The 16,260-nt window shown below is 65.7% G+C and carries 18 protein-coding genes; 12 read left to right on the top strand and 6 right to left on the bottom strand.

The window, feature by feature from the left end; genetic code table 11:
- Positions 1 to 861 precede the first annotated feature (861 nt).
- Positions 862 to 1,824, bottom strand: a complete 963-nt coding sequence (locus tag ACH107_RS22320) for an acetyl-CoA carboxylase carboxyltransferase subunit alpha (protein WP_310691917.1) — start codon at positions 1,822 to 1,824, stop codon at positions 862 to 864.
- 88 nt (positions 1,825 to 1,912) lie between these two features.
- Complete coding sequence (locus ACH107_RS22325; RefSeq protein ID WP_310691916.1) at positions 1,913 to 2,869, bottom strand: L-malyl-CoA/beta-methylmalyl-CoA lyase; 957 nt, start codon at positions 2,867 to 2,869, stop codon at positions 1,913 to 1,915.
- A gap of 260 nt (positions 2,870 to 3,129) precedes the next feature.
- Between ACH107_RS22325 and dgcN the strand changes: the two genes are divergently transcribed.
- From dgcN to ACH107_RS22340, 3 genes are all read left to right on the top strand, one after another.
- A complete protein-coding gene (gene dgcN / locus ACH107_RS22330; RefSeq protein ID WP_412507690.1) occupies positions 3,130 to 4,131 on the top strand; it encodes an N-acetyltransferase DgcN in 1,002 nt (333 codons plus the stop codon).
- A 60-nt stretch (positions 4,132 to 4,191) separates the two neighbouring features.
- On the top strand, positions 4,192 to 5,157 hold the full coding sequence (gene dgcA, locus ACH107_RS22335; RefSeq protein WP_412507691.1) for an N-acetyl-D-Glu racemase DgcA: 966 nt from the start codon (positions 4,192 to 4,194) through the stop codon (positions 5,155 to 5,157).
- Positions 5,158 to 5,233: 76 nt separating this feature from the next.
- Positions 5,234 to 6,097 carry a D-amino-acid transaminase gene (locus ACH107_RS22340; protein ID WP_412507692.1) on the top strand — a complete coding sequence of 288 codons (864 nt, stop codon included), beginning with the start codon at positions 5,234 to 5,236 and terminating at the stop codon, positions 6,095 to 6,097.
- Between the two features lie 128 nt (positions 6,098 to 6,225).
- Here ACH107_RS22340 and ACH107_RS22345 read toward each other — a convergent pair whose 3' ends face one another.
- Entirely contained in the window at positions 6,226 to 6,900 is a 675-nt protein-coding gene (locus ACH107_RS22345) for a metalloregulator ArsR/SmtB family transcription factor (protein WP_310703015.1), read from the bottom strand.
- 84 nt (positions 6,901 to 6,984) lie between these two features.
- Here ACH107_RS22345 and ACH107_RS22350 point away from each other — a divergent pair, with 84 nt between their 5' ends.
- The 4 genes from ACH107_RS22350 (at position 6,985) to ACH107_RS22365 (ending at position 9,934) form a co-directional block, all read left to right on the top strand.
- Positions 6,985 to 7,839 carry a sterol desaturase family protein gene (locus ACH107_RS22350; protein WP_412507693.1) on the top strand — a complete coding sequence of 285 codons (855 nt, stop codon included), beginning with the start codon at positions 6,985 to 6,987 and terminating at the stop codon, positions 7,837 to 7,839.
- Positions 7,836 to 9,134 carry an MFS transporter gene (locus ACH107_RS22355; protein WP_412507694.1) on the top strand — a complete coding sequence of 433 codons (1,299 nt, stop codon included), beginning with the start codon at positions 7,836 to 7,838 and terminating at the stop codon, positions 9,132 to 9,134. The genes ACH107_RS22350 and ACH107_RS22355 overlap by 4 nt, the downstream gene beginning before the upstream one ends.
- Positions 9,131 to 9,313: a hypothetical protein gene (locus tag ACH107_RS22360; protein WP_310691908.1), complete on the top strand. Its 183-nt coding sequence runs from the start codon at positions 9,131 to 9,133 to the stop codon at positions 9,311 to 9,313. The genes ACH107_RS22355 and ACH107_RS22360 overlap by 4 nt, the downstream gene beginning before the upstream one ends.
- Positions 9,314 to 9,661: 348 nt before the next feature.
- On the top strand, positions 9,662 to 9,934 hold the full coding sequence (locus ACH107_RS22365; RefSeq protein ID WP_310691907.1) for a hypothetical protein: 273 nt from the start codon (positions 9,662 to 9,664) through the stop codon (positions 9,932 to 9,934).
- 309 nt (positions 9,935 to 10,243) lie between these two features.
- Here ACH107_RS22365 and ACH107_RS22370 read toward each other — a convergent pair whose 3' ends face one another.
- Both ACH107_RS22370 and ACH107_RS22375 read right to left on the bottom strand, forming a co-directional pair.
- Positions 10,244 to 10,552, bottom strand: coding sequence for a DUF1244 domain-containing protein (locus ACH107_RS22370; RefSeq protein ID WP_310691919.1), 309 nt, complete (start codon positions 10,550 to 10,552; stop codon positions 10,244 to 10,246).
- Between the two features lie 5 nt (positions 10,553 to 10,557).
- On the bottom strand, positions 10,558 to 11,328 hold the full coding sequence (locus ACH107_RS22375; RefSeq protein ID WP_310691906.1) for an N-formylglutamate amidohydrolase: 771 nt from the start codon (positions 11,326 to 11,328) through the stop codon (positions 10,558 to 10,560).
- A gap of 166 nt (positions 11,329 to 11,494) precedes the next feature.
- On the opposite strand from ACH107_RS22375, the gene pyk reads away from it, so the two are divergent.
- The 5 genes from pyk to pheS all read left to right on the top strand — a co-directional run bounded on the left by pyk (position 11,495) and on the right by pheS (position 15,175).
- Positions 11,495 to 12,946: a pyruvate kinase gene (gene pyk, locus ACH107_RS22380; protein WP_412507695.1), complete on the top strand. Its 1,452-nt coding sequence runs from the start codon at positions 11,495 to 11,497 to the stop codon at positions 12,944 to 12,946.
- A 51-nt stretch (positions 12,947 to 12,997) separates the two neighbouring features.
- Positions 12,998 to 13,207: a hypothetical protein gene (locus ACH107_RS22385; RefSeq protein ID WP_310691904.1), complete on the top strand. Its 210-nt coding sequence runs from the start codon at positions 12,998 to 13,000 to the stop codon at positions 13,205 to 13,207.
- Positions 13,208 to 13,315: 108 nt separating this feature from the next.
- Complete coding sequence (rpmI, locus tag ACH107_RS22390) at positions 13,316 to 13,516, top strand: 50S ribosomal protein L35 (RefSeq protein ID WP_310691903.1); 201 nt, start codon at positions 13,316 to 13,318, stop codon at positions 13,514 to 13,516.
- Positions 13,517 to 13,528: 12 nt separating this feature from the next.
- The gene (gene rplT / locus ACH107_RS22395) at positions 13,529 to 13,885 is read left to right on the top strand and encodes a 50S ribosomal protein L20 (protein ID WP_310691902.1); all 357 of its coding nucleotides are present in this window, start codon (positions 13,529 to 13,531) and stop codon (positions 13,883 to 13,885) included.
- Positions 13,886 to 14,113: 228 nt separating this feature from the next.
- Complete coding sequence (gene pheS / locus ACH107_RS22400; protein ID WP_310691901.1) at positions 14,114 to 15,175, top strand: phenylalanine--tRNA ligase subunit alpha; 1,062 nt, start codon at positions 14,114 to 14,116, stop codon at positions 15,173 to 15,175.
- A 120-nt stretch (positions 15,176 to 15,295) separates the two neighbouring features.
- Here the strand turns inward: pheS and ACH107_RS22405 are convergent, their stop codons facing one another.
- Positions 15,296 to 16,066, bottom strand: a complete 771-nt coding sequence (locus ACH107_RS22405; RefSeq protein ID WP_412507696.1) for a helix-turn-helix transcriptional regulator — start codon at positions 16,064 to 16,066, stop codon at positions 15,296 to 15,298.
- Positions 16,067 to 16,260 lie beyond the last annotated feature (194 nt).

Genomic DNA, 16,260 nt, shown 5'->3' on the forward strand with positions numbered 1-16,260 from the left:
CCAGAACCCCTCGGGGTCCGAGACCGAGGCCGCATACATCTCGTCATACCGCGCCGCATCAACATGCGCCCGCGATACGGTCTCCGCGGAGGGGGGATAGGTCGGTTGCAACTGATCATCGGCTGGCATGGGGTCCTCCTCACTTTGCGCCAGGGCCGCGCCCCGGCAGGACGGGGCCGGCAGCGCCCTGTCGGAGTCATACACAAGTTTTGTAAATCGGGGGACTTTGCCCAATCTGATGCTAACATTTTCGGTAAAAATATTTTGCCGCAGACGCGCCAAATTAGTAAAAATATTTTCTTTTCCGGATTTCTCCTTGTTTTTCCGGGCGCTCTGGGAAGGCCCCTCCGGTGTCAGTGAAAGACGACCGTATACAGAGGCATACTGTTAGCGCCCAAAGTGGCGGCCACGCAGTTGCGACAATTTGTCATGGCAGCGATGTCGGCGGTGTCGCAGGCCGCATTATGGGTTTTCCGGCGGGATTCGCTCCCCCGCGCCGCACTGCCCTGTTGCCATTCACGGTGGTGCGCCGGGCGGTTTGGAGACCCCCGCGGCACGCCTCACCTCGCAGCCCAGCGGGCCACGTCGACGTCGATCACGACATGAGTCTCGGGGCCGAAGGTGACGCCACTCATGTCGATGATGGCGGGCACAACCTCCCAGCCGTTCTGAATCCCTTCGGGCCCCAGCCCGTATGCCAGCGCCTCCGAGACCCCGGGCGGGGTGGCACCGGCCGACGAAGAGCGGGGTGTCGCGATCCTCCCAGGCGCGGGTGCCGAAGGTCACGTCGCGGCCGATCAGGCCCACGGGCCCAGGCCGGGACCGCCAAGGCGACAAGCGCCACGGCGGCCAGTGCCGGCGTCACGCGGCCAGTCCCTTGCTCCCGAGGTCGAGGTATTTTTGTCGGCGGGCCGCGCGCAGCGCGTCGCCTGTCGCGCCGTCCATCTCGGAAAGCATGGCGCGCAGGGCCGCGCCGACGCTTTCCATGGTCTGCGCGGTGGCACGGTGGGCGCCGCCCAGGGGCTCGTGGATGATCCGGTCGCAGACACCCAGTTCACGCAGGTATTGCGCGGTCAGGCGCAGGGCCTCGGCGGCCTCGCGCATCTTTTCGGCATCCTTCCACAGGATGCTGGCGCAGCCTTCCGGCGAGATCACCGAATAAACCGCGTGTTCCAGCATGGCGACACGATTGGCGGTGGCCAGCGCCACGGCCCCGCCCGAGCCGCCTTCGCCGATGATGACGCTGACCAGTGGCACGCGCAGGTCGAGGCATTTCTCGGTCGAGCGCGCGATGGCCTCGGACTGGCCGCGTTCTTCGGCCCCCTTGCCGGGATAGGCGCCCGGCGTGTCCACCAGGGTGATGACGGGAATGCCGAAACGGTCGGCCAGATCCATCAGGCGGATCGCCTTGCGGTAGCCTTCGGGCCGGGCCATGCCGAAGTTGTGAGCGATGCGCGACTTGGTGTCATGGCCCTTTTCGTGGCCGATCACCATGACCGGCCGGTCGTCCAGCCGCGCCAGCCCGCCCAGCACCGCGTGATCGTCGGCAAAGTTCCGGTCGCCGGCGAGCGGGGTGTATTCGGTGAAGAGCGCGGCGATGTAATCGCGGCAATGTGGGCGTTCGGGGTGGCGCGCCACCTGGCATTTGCGCCAGGGCGTCAGGTCGGCGTAAAGGCTTTGCAGAAGGTCAGCGGCCTTCTTGTCGAGCGCCTTGGCTTCGGCTTCGATGTCCATTTCGGTGTTCGCGCGGGCCATGGCGCGCAATTCGGCCGCCTTGCCCTCGATCTCTGCGAGGGGCTTCTCGAAGTCGAGATAGTTGGTCATGGATCACCCTTTGCCGAACCTGCGCCCATATAGGGGTGCCGGGCGCGGGGATGCAACGGTGCCGTTGCGGACCGCGCGGTGCCGGGGGTCAGCCCGCGATCATCTCGGCCTGGCGCACGATGACCTCGGCCTGCTTGATGCTGGCGATATCCACAAGACGGCCCTTGTAGACCGTGGCGCCCTCGCCACGGGCCTTGGCCTCTTCCATGGCGGCGAGGATCTCGCGCGCCTCGGCAACGGCCTCGTCCGAGGGGGTAAAGACCTGGTTGGCCAGCGCGATCTGCTTGGGGTGGATGGCCCATTTGCCGACCATGCCCAGCGTGGCCGAGCGGCGCGCCTGGGCGATATAGCCCTCGTCATCGCTGAAATCGCCGAAGGGGCCGTCCACGGGGAGAACACCATGAGTGCGGCAGGCGGCGACGATGGCGGCCTGGGCCCAGTGCCAGGGATCGGACCAGTGTTTCTGACCTTCGTGCAGCATGTAGTAGTTTTCCTGAGTCCCGCCGATGCCGGTGGTCGCCATGCCCATGGAGGCCGCGAAATCCGCGGCCCCGAGCGACATCGCCTGCATCCGGGGGCTGGCCGCGGCGATGTCTTCGACATGGGCGATGCCGGCGGCGGATTCGATGATGACCTCGAAGCCGATGGGCTTGCTGCGGCCCTTGGCCGCTTCGACCGCGGTCACAAGCGCATCGACCCCGTAGATATCGGCGGCGTTGCCCACTTTGGGGATCATGATCTGATCGAGCCGCGCGCCTGCCTGTTCCAGAACATCCACAACGTCGCGATACCACCAGGGCGTATCAAGGCCGTTGATCCGCACCGATAGGGTCTTGGTGCCCCAGTCCACCTCGTTGATCGCCGCAATGACATTGGCGCGGGCCATGTCCTTGTCGCCGGGGCTGACCGAATCCTCGAGGTCAAGGTTGATCACGTCGGCGGCGCTGGCGGCCATCTTCTCGAACAGCTTGGGGTTGGATCCGGGGCCGAACAACTGACAGCGGTTCGGGCGGGCGACAGGCGCAGGTTGCAGACGGAAGGACATGGGGTGACTCCCTCGGGTAAGGAAATTACGTTACGACTGCTGCTTTGGGTATGTTCTTTCGCGCCCGGTCGCAACGGTGAATTTGCAGGTGCAGCACAGCCGGCAAGCCGGCGCATCCCCTCGATGGTTTGCAAAAATTTTGCACAAAATGCCACCATCGGGCTTTGATCTGTCCCGCTTGCGCCGCCGGTCGCCGGATTTTCGAACCCCCTTGGGTCCGTGCCATGCTTCGATAGTCTGACAGTTCAGGAGGCTCCCAGATGATTCCCACCCCCTATCTGCTTTTCCTCGGCGACGCCCCGGATCAGCTGGCCGCCAAGGTCGCCATTGGTATCAAGGACTGGCGCCCCGAGAATGGTGTCGGACAGTTGCGGCTGCGCGGCTGCAAGGCCGACCTGGCCCTGCCCGACATGACGTTGGAAGAGGCCCGGACCGCAGGCGCCCGGACCCTGGTGATCGGCGTGGCCAATCGCGGCGGCGTCATCAGCGCGGCCTGGAAAAAGGTGCTGATCGAGGCGCTCGACATGGGCTTCGACGTCGCCAGCGGCTTGCACAACCTGCTGCGCGACGATCCCGACCTAGTGGCGGCCGCCGGGCGCGCGGGTCAGGAATTGCACGACGTGCGGGTGCCCTCGGTCAGCTATCCCATCGCCACGGGCGAAAAGCGCAAGGGCAAGCGCTGCCTGGCCGTGGGCACGGATTGCTCGGTGGGCAAGATGTACACCGGGCTGGCCATGGATGCCGAGATGCGCAAGCGCGGGCTGAAATCCAGCTTTCGCGCCACCGGCCAGACCGGCATCCTGATCACCGGGCGCGGCGTGCCGCTGGACGCGGTGGTGGCCGATTTCATGGCCGGATCGGTGGAATATCTGACGCCGGAAAACGACCCCGATCACTGGGATCAGATCGAGGGGCAGGGCAGCCTGTTCCATGTCTCCTATTCCGGGGTGACCATGGCGCTGATTCATGGCGGGCAGCCCGATGCGTTGATCCTGGCCCATGAACCGACGCGCAAGCACATGCGCGGCCTGCCGCACCACGCGCTGCCCGCGCTGGAACAGTTGCGCGACACCGCCCTGCCGCTCGCGCAGGTGGCCAACCCCGCCTGCAAGGTGGTGGGCATCTCCGTCAACACCGCCGCCATGACCGAGGCCGAGGCGCTGGATTACCTTGCCGAGGTCGAGGCGCGCATGGACCTGCCGGCCGCGGACCCCTTCCGGCAGGGGGCCGGGCGGCTGGTGGACGCGCTTGAGGGCCTTTAGAGTCGGGCCGGAGGCCTTTGCAGCGCCGATGCGTTTATTTGCCAAGAGGAAGGGGGATAAATGTCCTTGAGTGTCACACGCGACCGGTTCCCGCTGGCCGAGGTGTTCACCATCGCGCGCGGCAGCCGGACCGAGGCGCAGGTCCTGACCGTCCGCGTCACGCGCGAGGGCGTGCAGGGGCAGGGCGAATGCGTGCCCTATGCCCGCTATGGCGAGACGCTGGACAGTGTCGCGGCACAGATCGCGGAACTGCCCGCGAACATCAGCCGCCACGACCTGCAGGATGCCCTGCCCGCGGGGGCGGCACGCAACGCGGTGGATTGCGCGTTGTGGGACTGGCAGTCCAAGCGCACCGGCGCGCCGGTCTGGCAACTGGCCGGGTTGCCGAAGCCCAAGCCCTGCGTCACGGCCTTTACCCTTTCGCTCGACACGCCGGACAACATGCAGTCGGCGGCGGCGAAACATGCCGAGCGCCCGCTGCTGAAGATCAAGCTGGGCACCCCCGAGGACATGCCCCGACTCGAGGCGGTGCGCCGGGGGGCGCCCCGGTCCCGAATCATCGTGGACGCGAACGAGGGCTGGATGGCCGAGGTCTATGCCGATCTGGCTCCGCACCTGCTGCGGCTGGGCGTGCAGATGGTCGAACAGCCCCTGCCCGCCGGGGACGACGCCATGCTGGGCGAGATCGCACGGCCCGTGCCCGTCTGCGCCGACGAGTCCTGCCACGATCGCGACAGCCTGCCGGGGCTGGCGGGCAGGTACGACATGGTCAACATCAAGCTGGACAAGACCGGCGGCCTGACCGAGGCCCTGGCCCTGCGCGCCGCGGCGCGCGAGGGTGATTACAGGGTCATGGTGGGCTGCATGGTGGGCTCGTCGCTGGCCATGGCGCCGGCGGTGCTGCTGGCGCAGGCGGCCGAGATCGTCGATCTCGACGGGCCGCTCCTGCTGGCCGAGGACCGCGACCCGCCGCTGGGCTATTCGGGCGGCGCGGTCCACCCGGCGGCGCCCGAGCTTTGGGGCTGAGCCCTATTTCGCTCGCACCCGGGCTGCGCTAGATATGACCCTGCGCCCGTCTTGACCAACCGAAGGAACGCCGCTCATGTCCCGCACCGTTTACGTCAATGGCGTCTACCTGCCCGAGGGTGACGCCAGCATCTCGATCTTCGACCGGGCCTTCCTGATGGCCGACGGCGTCTACGAGGTCACCAGCGTGCTGGACGGCAAGCTGATCGACTTCGACGGGCACCTGGCGCGGCTGGAACGTTCGCTGTCTGAGCTGGAAATTCAGAAACCCGACTGCTTCGACGACCTGCTGGAGATTCACCGCGACCTGGTGCGCCTCAACGACATCGGCGACGGCATGGTCTACCTGCAGGTCACGCGCGGGGCCGCCGAGGATCGCGATTTCGTCTTTCCTGATCCGGATGTGGTCAAGCCCACAGTGGTGCTGTTCACCCAGTCCAAGCCCGGCCTCGCCGACAGTCCCGCTGCGAAGACGGGCATCAAGGTCATTTCGATCCCGGACATGCGCTGGGGGCGGCGGGACATCAAGACGGTGCAATTGCTCTACCCGTCCATGGGCAAGATGATGGCCAAGAAGGCCGGGGCCGACGACGCCTGGATGATCGAAGGTGGCCACGTGACCGAGGGCACCAGCAACAATGCCTATATCGTCAAGGGCGACGCCATCGTCACGCGGCACCTGTCCAACGACATCCTGCACGGGATCACCCGCGCGGCCGTGCTGCGCTTCGCCCGCGAGGCGCAGATGAAGGTCGAGGAACGCCACTTCACGCTGGACGAGGCCAAGGCGGCCGACGAGGCCTTCGTCACCTCGGCCTCGACCTTCGTGATGCCGGTGGTGCAGGTGGACGAGGCGGTGCTGGGTGACGGCACACCTGGGCCGGTGTCAAAACGTCTGCGCGAGATCTACGTGGAGGAAAGCCGCAAGACGGGGATTTGAAGGATAAGGCGGCGCTGCAGGGGGTGAAGCTGCCTTGACCTCCGGCCCTGCGGTGGCCGCTTTCAGTCCGAAACCGACAAGATCAGCCGCTCGCTTTGCTTGCGCAGTGCCCGCAGGTCGAGCGCTGATTATTCCGTTGGCGTTGCCTCTGTCAGCACGGGGCGCCCGTCTTCGCGCCATTCCGGCAGGCCGCCGTCAAGCCGCCGGGCGTTCAGCCCGTGTTTGCGCAGCGCGGTGACGGCCTGGTGGGCATAGATGCAGTAGGGGCCGCGGCAATAGGCGACGATCTGGGCGTCCGGCGCGATTGCGGGGAGGATGTGGTCGAGTTCCTCCAGCGACGTGCTCAGCGCGCCTGGTATGTGGCCGGCTGCATATTCGTCTGCGGGCCGGACGTCGAGCACGGTGACGGAGCCCTCCGCGAGCCGGGCGGCGAGGTCTGCGCGGCTGACGGGTTCGGGGGCGTCCTCGCCGCCCGCAAGACCACTCAGGAGGCGGTCGACCTGGGCCAGGTTGCGCGCGGCGACCATCTGCAAAAGTTGCATCAGGTGAAGCGTTTTCGCATCGCTCAGCCGGTAGATTACCGCCTTGCCCTCGCGGCGGCTGGTGACGAGGGCGGCGCGGCGTAGCTGTTGCAGGTGCTGTGAGCAATTGGCGACGGTCAGGCCGGTCTTGTCGGCCAGTGCCTCGACCCCGCGTTCGCCTTGCGCCAGTTGTTCCAGCAGCGAAAGCCGTGCTGGTGCAGAGAGTGCACGGGCGACAAGCGCGTATTCTTCGAGCAGGGCTGTTTTCGGGCTGGTTGACATGGGAAACTCCAAGTCCTAAACGTTCAAGCGATAAATTGAATGATAGCGATTACGCCTCTTTCCGCAACCCCAAGGCTCAAGACCATGTCCGACACCATCCTGTCCGCAGAACCCGCTATCCGCCTATCCATTTTCCTTGGCATACTGGCGGCGATGGCACTGTGGGAACTCGCGGCCCCGCGTCGGCGGCGTGAGATCCCCCGCGTCATTCGCTGGACGAACAATCTGGGCCTTGTGGTGCTCGACACCGTGATCCTGCGGCTGACCTTTCCCGTTGTCGCGGTGGGACTTGCCGTGATGGCCGACACCAATGGCTTGGGCCTGTTCAACAACATCGACGTGCCGGTCTGGGTGGCCATCGTTGTCTCGATGCTGCTGCTCGATCTGGCGATCTATCTGCAGCACGTGATGTTCCATGCGGTGCCGGGGCTCTGGCGGCTGCATCGGATGCACCATGCGGATCTTGATTTCGACGCCACGACTGGCCTGCGCTTTCACCCGGTGGAAATCCTGATTTCGATGGGGATGAAGCTGGCGGTGGTTGCCACCCTCGGCCCGCCCGCCGTCGCGGTGCTGCTGTTCGAGGTGCTTTTGAACGCCACCGCGCTGTTCAACCACGCCAATATCGACCTGCCGCGCCCGGTGGACCGCGTGCTGCGCCTGTTTGTCGTCACCCCCGACATGCACCGCGTCCACCATCCCGTCGACCCACGCGAGACCAACTCGAACTACGGCTTCAACCTGCCACGGTGGGATCGGCTGCTTGGCACCTACATCGCGCAGCCCGCCAAGGGCCACGAGAGGATGGACATCGGGATCGAACAATTCCGCACACGTCGTGACCTGTGGCTCGACCGTATGCTGATCCAGCCCGTCCGTGGCCCGGCAAGTGGTCATGCGCTCGATCCACGGATCACGAAAAAGGAGCCTGCCGAATGACCTCCAGCGACTTCGCGCGCGGCATCCGCGAGAACCGGGTTCAGGTCGCGCATCAACTCATTCAAGTGATGCTGGTGGGCTTTGCCATCGGCATGACCCGCACGGTTGTCCCGGCGCTGGCCGAAAGCGAGTTCGGGCTGGAGCGCGGATCTTTCCTGTTGCTCGCCTCCTTCGTGGTGGCCTTCGGCGCGGTCAAGGCGGTGATGAACTTCGTCGCCGGGCGCTGGTCCGAACGTATCGGGCGCAAGCGGGTGCTGTTCTGGGGTTGGGTCGTTGCTCTGCCGATCCCAGTGATGATCTGGTATGCGCCCGACTGGAACTGGATCGTCGCGGCGACCGTGCTCCTGGGCGTCAACCAGGGCCTCTGCTGGTCGATGACGCAGACCGCGAAGCTCGACATCACGAAGGCCGAGGAACGCGGGCTGACCATGGGGCTCAACGAGTTCTCCGGCTATGTCGGCGTGGCGATCGCGGGCATCCTGACCGCCTATGCCGCCGAATGGCTGGGGGCACGTGTTGGCTTGCTGGTTTTTGGCATGGCCGTGGTCCTGCTGGCGCTGGTCCTGACGGTTGTCTGGGTCAAGGACACGCTGCCATGGGCCAAGGCGGAGACGGCCGCGCACAAGGCAGCCCCCCCGAAGAACCCGCCGCGCTACCCGGCGGGCGTGCCTGAGTATCCCACGACGGGAGAGGTCTTCGCGCTGATGAGCTGGCGCGATCGCCGTCTCTTCGCGATCTCCCAGGCCGGGCTGGTCGAGAAGTTCGTTGATGCGCTGGTCTGGGCGCTGTTCCCGGTTTTCCTCGTGACACGCGGTGCCAGCCTGACCGAGGTCGGCTGGATCGTCGGCACCTACGGTTTTGTCTGGGGCGGCTCGCAGCTGTTCACCGGGCGGCTGTCGGACCACGTGGGCCGGTTCTGGCCCAACGTGCTCGGGATGTGGATCTGCGGCGCGGGCGTGGCGATGGTGGTCATGGGCTCGGGCGCGCTCTGGTGGTCGGTCTCGGCCGGGGTGGCGGGGTTCGGGATGGCGCTGCTCTACCCGAACCTCGGGGCGGCGGTCGCCGACATCACCCCGCCCGCCTGGCGCGGCTCGGCCATCGGCATCTACCGCTTCTGGCGCGATCTGGGTTATGCGATCGGCGCCCTCGGTCTCGGGCTGGCGGCCAGCCTGACCGGCGCTGCGGAAGCGGCCTTCTGGTTCGTCGCGATCTCCATGTTTGTCTCCGGCGGCCTTCTGTTCTGGCTGTCCGAGGAGACCCACCCGCGGCTGAACCCTGCCAACGGTGTAGCTTGACCCTGAAACACCTGATCCTTCTGAAAGGCCCGCCCCACGGCTCCGAGCGCAGCGTCGACGGGTTGCGCATGGCCCAGGAACTGGCCAAGACCGACGCGCAAGCCGGGATCACCTTTTGCGGGGTGGCCGACGCGATGCTTTACGCCACGTCGGGGCATATGACGCCGGACAGTTTCTAAAACGTCGAACGGATGATCTGACGCGGTCTGACCGCCAAGGGGCGCGTTCCGATGTGCGGCACCTGCATGGTGGCGCACGGCCTGGCCAAGGGCGACATAATGGAAGGACCGAGCCGATCGACCATGTACGAACTGGCCCAGGCGACGCTGGCCGCAGACAAGGTGCGGCTGTTCTGGTGGTGGCACAGCAGGCAATAATTCGTGGCGGGGGAACACCGGATGACCGTCGAACCCCGTCTGGCGGCAGCAACAGTCATACCGGGGTTGCAGGCAGCGCGCCCTTGCGCAAAACGCGGCCCAAGGACCCTGACGTCGCGGTTACGGCCGCCACGGCCATGGTCCCCATGGTTGCTGATCCTCGGCGCGACCGGGGCCACCGATGCCCCGTTCCGCGAGACAGAGGATGCGATCACAGCAGCGCGGGCGCGCGGTACACCGGCCGTCGAAATGGAGGCGGCCGGGCTTCACGCCTTTGCACAAGTGCGGAACAGGGCTGTCGTCTGCCTGGCAAATGCCACCAACCAGATGGGAACCATCGAAGGCGAGTTCGAAAAGAGAGAGGACAATGGCACGCCGGATGCACTGGCTGTGGTTTCGAGGGTCGTGAAATGTCTGAGGTGACAAACAAGGCGATCCGTCATGCCCCGATCCCTGATTGTCCGATATTCAGGAAACTTGAGCGACATTCCTGCAACCTCATCGTTTTTGGGACCCAGCAAGGCGGAATGTCCGGGATCGGACCGGGGGTGACATCCTGAAGCCCGGGCTTGCCTGGGATCAGACATTCAATGGGGTTGCGAAGAATGGCAGGTCAGGGTCGTGCAGGTCGGGAACCGCGACCATCGCCCATGACCTTGTCAACTCCGCCTCCGGCCCGAACCGGCCCGCCATGTCAAGCTTGGAAGTCGGCGCTTGGGTCCGCCGTCGCCGCTATTCCCCCACGTTGTCCTTGAACGCCGTGTCAAACGCTACCTGTTTCTCGGGGCTGGCCTCAGTCTGGCTCTGGGCCTTCCAGTCGGCATAGGGCATGCCGTAGAACGCCTCGCGGCCCTCCTCCTTGGTCATCTCGATGCCGCGGGCGTTGGCGGCCTCCTGGTACCAGCGGGACAGGCAGTTGCGGCAAAACCCGGCCAGGTTCATCAGGTCGATGTTCTGCACCTCCGCGCGGTCTTCCATCAGGTGTTTGCGCAGGCGGCGAAAAGCGGCGGCTTCCAGTTCCAGGCGGGTCTGGTCGTCGATCTGGGTCATGCGGTCCTCGTCTTATGCTGGGTCTCTTGCTGATCCATGATGTGCAGCGCCCGGGTCAGGATCGGCGCGAGCCTCTGGGCCCAGTGCGCTTGCTGCTCGGGCGTGACGATCAAGTCGTTGCGCACCTCGATCAGCGCGTTGGGGCGACCCTTTTGCAGGGCGTGGCGATCTACAGAATCCCCCGGCAGGTGCCCGGCGTAGGGTTCGTTGTCCCCGATGCATAGATCGGGCTCTGCGCGCAGCAGGTCAAGAAGCGGGTCCGACAGGCGCCGGTCGGACTCGTGCAGGATTCCGACATGCCAGGGCCGGGGGTGGCGGCCGCTCAGCTTGGGCGTGAAACTGTGCACGGCCACCAGCACCGTGTCGTCATAGCGGCCCGCGATCCCGTCCACCGCATTGTGATAGGGGGCGTAAAAGGCGTCGATCCGGCGCTGTTTCTCGGCGGCGTCCGCATCGCGGTTGGCGGGAATCACCGTCCCGTCATAGAGTTTCATCAAGACGGTGGGGTCATCCGTGCCCCGGTTCGGGTCGATCACGAGACGCGAGAAATTCGACAGCACAGCCGGCGCATCCAGAAGATCGGCGAGCGCCCGCGTCACCCCTGCAGCCCCCACGTCATAGGCGATGTGGCGTTCCATGTCCGGGGCCGCGAGGCCCAGGTCGCCGCCGCCGACGCTGGCGGGCACCATGTTCGTCGCGTGATCGCAGGTGATCACCCAACGCGACCGGCGCTCGGGCCCGTGCAAGTGGAACGGCTGATAGGTCATGGCTGGCGCGGGCCGACGATTGGTATCATGTCCCCCACTTAGGACAGTTGAGGCCGGAAGTGAAATGCGCAATAAGGAGCGCAAACCGTTAGCGTTAACCCGGGCTGCGCTGGTCCAAGGCCAGCCCAGCGCCGCCGGGACGCCCGCAGCCGATGAAAGGCAAGACATGAGACGCCATCGCAACGTGAAGATCGTCGCCACCCTCGGGCCGGCCTCGAACGACTACAAGATGATCCGTGCCCTGCACGAGGCCGGGGCCGATGTGTTCCGCCTGAACATGAGCCACGGCAGCCATGACGAGATCCGCGAACGCCATGCCATGATCCGCAAGGTCGAGGAAGACGTGGGAGACCCCATCGCCATCCTCGCCGACCTGCAGGGGCCGAAGCTGCGCGTCGGCACCTTTGCCGATGCCGCGGGCGCGGACCTGGAGGAAGGCCAGGCCTTTCGGCTGGACCTAGACGAAACGCCGGGCGACGCCAATCGCGTGCAACTGCCTCACCGCGAGATTTTCGACGCGCTGGAGCCGGGCGCGCACCTTCTGGTCAACGACGGCAAGATCAAGCTGCGGGTCGCGGACTGCGGCCGCGATTTCGCCGATTGCGAGGTGATCGTTGGTGGCACCATTTCCAACCGCAAGGGCGTGAACGTGCCCGACGTGGTGCTGCCGCTGGCCGCGCTGTCCGACAAGGACCGCGCTGACCTGGCGTTCGTCTGCGATCTGGGCGTCGACTGGCTTGCGCTGTCCTTCGTGCAGCGGGCCTCGGACGTGGAGGAGGCGCGCGCGCTGTCCGGGGGGCGCGCCGCGATCCTGTCGAAAATCGAGAAGCCGGCGGCGGTGAACAATTTCGAGTCCATCCTCGACGCCTCGGACGGGATCATGGTCGCGCGCGGTGACCTGGGCGTGGAACTGCCCGTTCAGAACGTGCCACCGATCCAGAAACGCCTGGTGCGCAAGTGCCGCAAGGCGGCCAAGCCGGTGATCGTGGCCACGCAGATGCTGGAAAGCATGATCGAAAGCCCCATGCCCACGCGGGCCGAGGTCTCGGACGTGGCCACGGCCATCTACGAAGGCACGGATGCCATCATGCTCAGCGCGGAGTCGGCCGCCGGCGACTATCCGGTCGAGGCGGTCACGACCATGGACAACGTGGCCTTCGAGGTCGAAAGTGACGAGAATTACACAACGATCATCGAGTCCAGCCGGACTGCCGATCGCGACAGTGTCGCCGACGGCATTGTCGCCGCCGCCCGCGAGATCGCTGAGACCACCAATGTCACCGCGATCTGCTGCTATTCGGAAAGCGGCACCACGGGGTTGCTGACGGCCCGGGAACGGCCGCGGGTGCCGATCATCGTGCTGTCGACCCGAACCGATACGGCCCGGCGGTTGTGCCTGTCCTGGGGCACCAATTGCGTGCGCACGACGACCGAGGTCACCCGCTTCAAGGTGGCCGTGGTCGAGGCCGTGCGCGCCGCGCTCAAGACCGGGATCGCCAGCAAGGAGGATATGGTCGTTGTCACCGCAGGCGTGCCCTTCAACACGCCGGGGTCCACGAACATCCTGCGCGTCGCCCCCTGCGAGGAACGTTTGATTTACGCGGCCGAGGCAGAGTAGGATGACGCAACCGTTCCCTGCGCGTGAGCCGGTGTCTTGGACACAGACCTGATGTTCGTTGTCGGCCTGGTGGTGGCCGGGCTTTCCATCCCCTCGATCATCGGGGCCCTGGCCGATGGCCGGGTGCCCCGGGCGGCCTCGGCCGGGGTGTTGCTGGGCGGTGGGCTGATCGCGCTGGCGGTCAGTCAGAAACCGGCCGGCTACGCGGTCGAGGACATTCCCAGCGTCATCGTCGAGGTGGTGGGCCGCTACATCGACTGAGGGCCTTGCCAAGCGGGCCGTTGCGGCCTATAGAGCCCACTCCATCACGCGGCCGGCCCGAAGTGGCATGCCGAGTCGCGTGTCATCACTACCTTCAAGGAGACGGAAATGCCCAAGATGAAGACGAAGTCGAGCTGCAAAAAGCGGTTCAAGGTGACGGCCAGCGGCCGCGTCAAGGCCGGTCAGGCGGGCAAGCGCCACGGCATGATCAAGCGCACCAACAAGTTCATCCGTGATGCGCGTGGCACCACGACCCTGAGCAAGGCTGATGAGCAGATCATCAAGCCCATGATGCCCTACGCGCGCTGAGGAGGACCGGATATGCGAGTCAAAGGCGGAACCGTCACCCATCGTCGTCACAAGAAGATCACGGACCAGGCCAAGGGCTACTACGGCCGTCGCAAGAGCACCTTCAAGGTGGCGACGCAGGCCGTGGACAAGTCCAATCAGTACGCCACCCGCGATCGTCACAACCGCAAGCGCAATTTCCGCGCCCTGTGGATCCAGCGGATCAACGCGGCCGTGCGCGCCCAAGACGAGAGCCTGAGCTATTCACGTTTCATCAACGGCCTGACCAAGGCCGGCATTGAAGTCGATCGCAAGGTCCTGGCCGATCTGGCCGTGCACGAGCCCGAGGCCTTCGGCGCCATCGTGGAAAAGGCCAAGGCCGCGCTCTGACCCTGGGCGGCGTGGCAAGCGACAGGGCCGTCCCTCGGGGGGCGGCCTTTTGCGTTAACGGGCCGTTGCCAAGCGGGGTGCTGCGCACGCTTTGATCTTGGGGGGCTCTGCCCCCCGGCGCGCACGCGCGCCGCCCCCCGCGGTATTTCGGACCCAAAGAAGCCGGGGCTTGCTTGAAACCGCGCCGGGGGCGGGGTAACGAGCCATGACAAACGCGAGGGGCCCGTCATGGATGAGCTGAAGTCCAAGTATCTCGACCTGATCGCCAAGGCCGGCGATGCCGCCGCGCTGGAGGAGATCCGCGTCGCCGCCGTGGGCAAGAAAGGCGAGATCAGCCGGAAGATGCGCGAGTTGGGCAAGATGACGCCTGAAGAGCGCCAGGTCATGGGGCCGCGGCTCAATGCACTCAAGGACGAGATCAACGCCGCCCTGGCCGCCAAGAAGGCGACGTTGGAAGACGCCGCACTGGATGAGCGACTGAAGGCCGAGTGGCTGGACGTGACCCTGCCCGCGCGTGATCGGCGCAGCGGCAGCATTCACCCGGTCAGCCAAGTCTGGGAGGAATGCACGGCGATTTTCGCCGACATGGGCTTCGCCGTGGCCGAGGGCCCCCAGATCGAGAGCGACTGGTACAATTTTGACGCGCTCAACATTCCCGGCCATCATCCGGCGCGCGCCGAGATGGACACCTTCTACACCCATCGGGCCGCGGGCGACGACCGGCCGCCCCATGTGCTGCGCACCCATACCAGCCCGGTGCAGATCCGCAGCATGGAGGCGCAGGGCGCCCCCATCCGCATCATCTGTCCGGGCCGCGTCTATCGCGCCGATTACGATCAGACGCATACGCCCATGTTCCACCAGGTCGAGGGCTTGGCCATCGACCGTGATATCTCGATGGCCAACCTCAAGTGGGTGCTCGAGGAGTTCTTCAGCGCCTTTTTCGGCACCCATGTGGAGACCCGTTTCCGCGCCTCGCATTTCCCGTTCACGGAACCCAGCGCGGAGGTGGACATCCAGTGTTCCTTCGAGGGTGGCACCGTGAAGGTTGGCGCGGGGGACGACTGGCTGGAGGTTCTGGGCTCGGGCATGGTGCATCCATCGGTGCTGCGCGCCGGCGGGATCGACGCGGACGAATGGCAGGGCTTTGCCTTCGGCATCGGGATCGACCGACTGGCGATGCTGAAGTACGGCATCCCCGATCTTCGGGCCTTTTTTGAGTCCGACCTGCGCTGGCTGCGCCACTACGGGTTCAGTGCGCTGCAGGTGCCGACGCTGCACGGGGGATGAGGGCCCATGGCCCTGGGTGTGCAAACACCGACCTGAGCACATGAAGAGCGCAGTGGTCGGGCGTCGATCGTCACGCGGCCCGCGTCGGGACAAGATCGGTCCGCACTTGTCTGGCCGAAATCATTTCGGCCGCTCCGCGGCGGAAGACCGAGCCAGTCGGTTCAGTTCACCGCGCCGGCTGGCACCGGTCCGGTTAAGGACAGCCTCGCAATGACGCCGCGCTGTATTGACTGTGATACCCAGGCGGGCGGCGGCCTCTTTTGTCGAAAGACCATCGAGGAGGCAGTGCGCAAGGTCTTGCTGCCGAGGGGTCAGGCTATAGGTATCCGCGAGCCGTTTCGCGAGCGCCGCCGCCCCCGGGGGCGAGATGGAAAGATACCCCGCGTCCGGACCCGGCATGGGCAGATTGAGAAAGGGACCGGCTTCACAAGCGTCCTCACGAAGGCTTACGTCCAGATCGCATTCCGCGACCGCGCGTTGCAGGCGGTCCGCGTTCAGCGCCTTGCGATCCAGAGCCTCATAGGCGCTTGTAAAGGCGGGCAGTAGAAGGTTGAGCATGATCTCGGCATGTCCTTCGACCAGGGCGGGTGTGTCGCCGTCGTCGTAACCCATGGCGAAGACAGCCTCGCCCACCGCCAGACGGGTCGTCATGCCGATGACGTGGTTCATGCCGGCAGGGCGGAAGGCCTCGCGATGGAAGGCGGCGTTCTCGATCATGGCACGGCCTGCGAAGGCGCTTTCGTAATAGACGCCGCTGCCCATCTGGCGTCTGGTGAGGTTGATGGTATCCAGATCCGGGTCGGTCGAGCTGATGTTTCCGTCTCGGTCCACGCCAGCGAATGTCTTGTGAAAATAGGCCTCGATCTGCGGACCCGCGTTCCAGGTGACCATGACGGGGGCCCCGTCGTTCAGCCAGGCTGCAATGGCTGAGTCCGCCGCAACCAGTGGGTTGGGGCACGGTTTCCTGAGACAGTTCATAGCGCTACTTTTCCATCGAAGGAGAATGGACCATGGACGACAAGAACAGCTCGACACCTGGCGCGACGGAGGCCACGGCCCCGGCGGCGCGCGCCCACAACGCTGGC

Source organism: Roseovarius halophilus (ex Wu et al. 2025) (assembly GCF_047086965.1).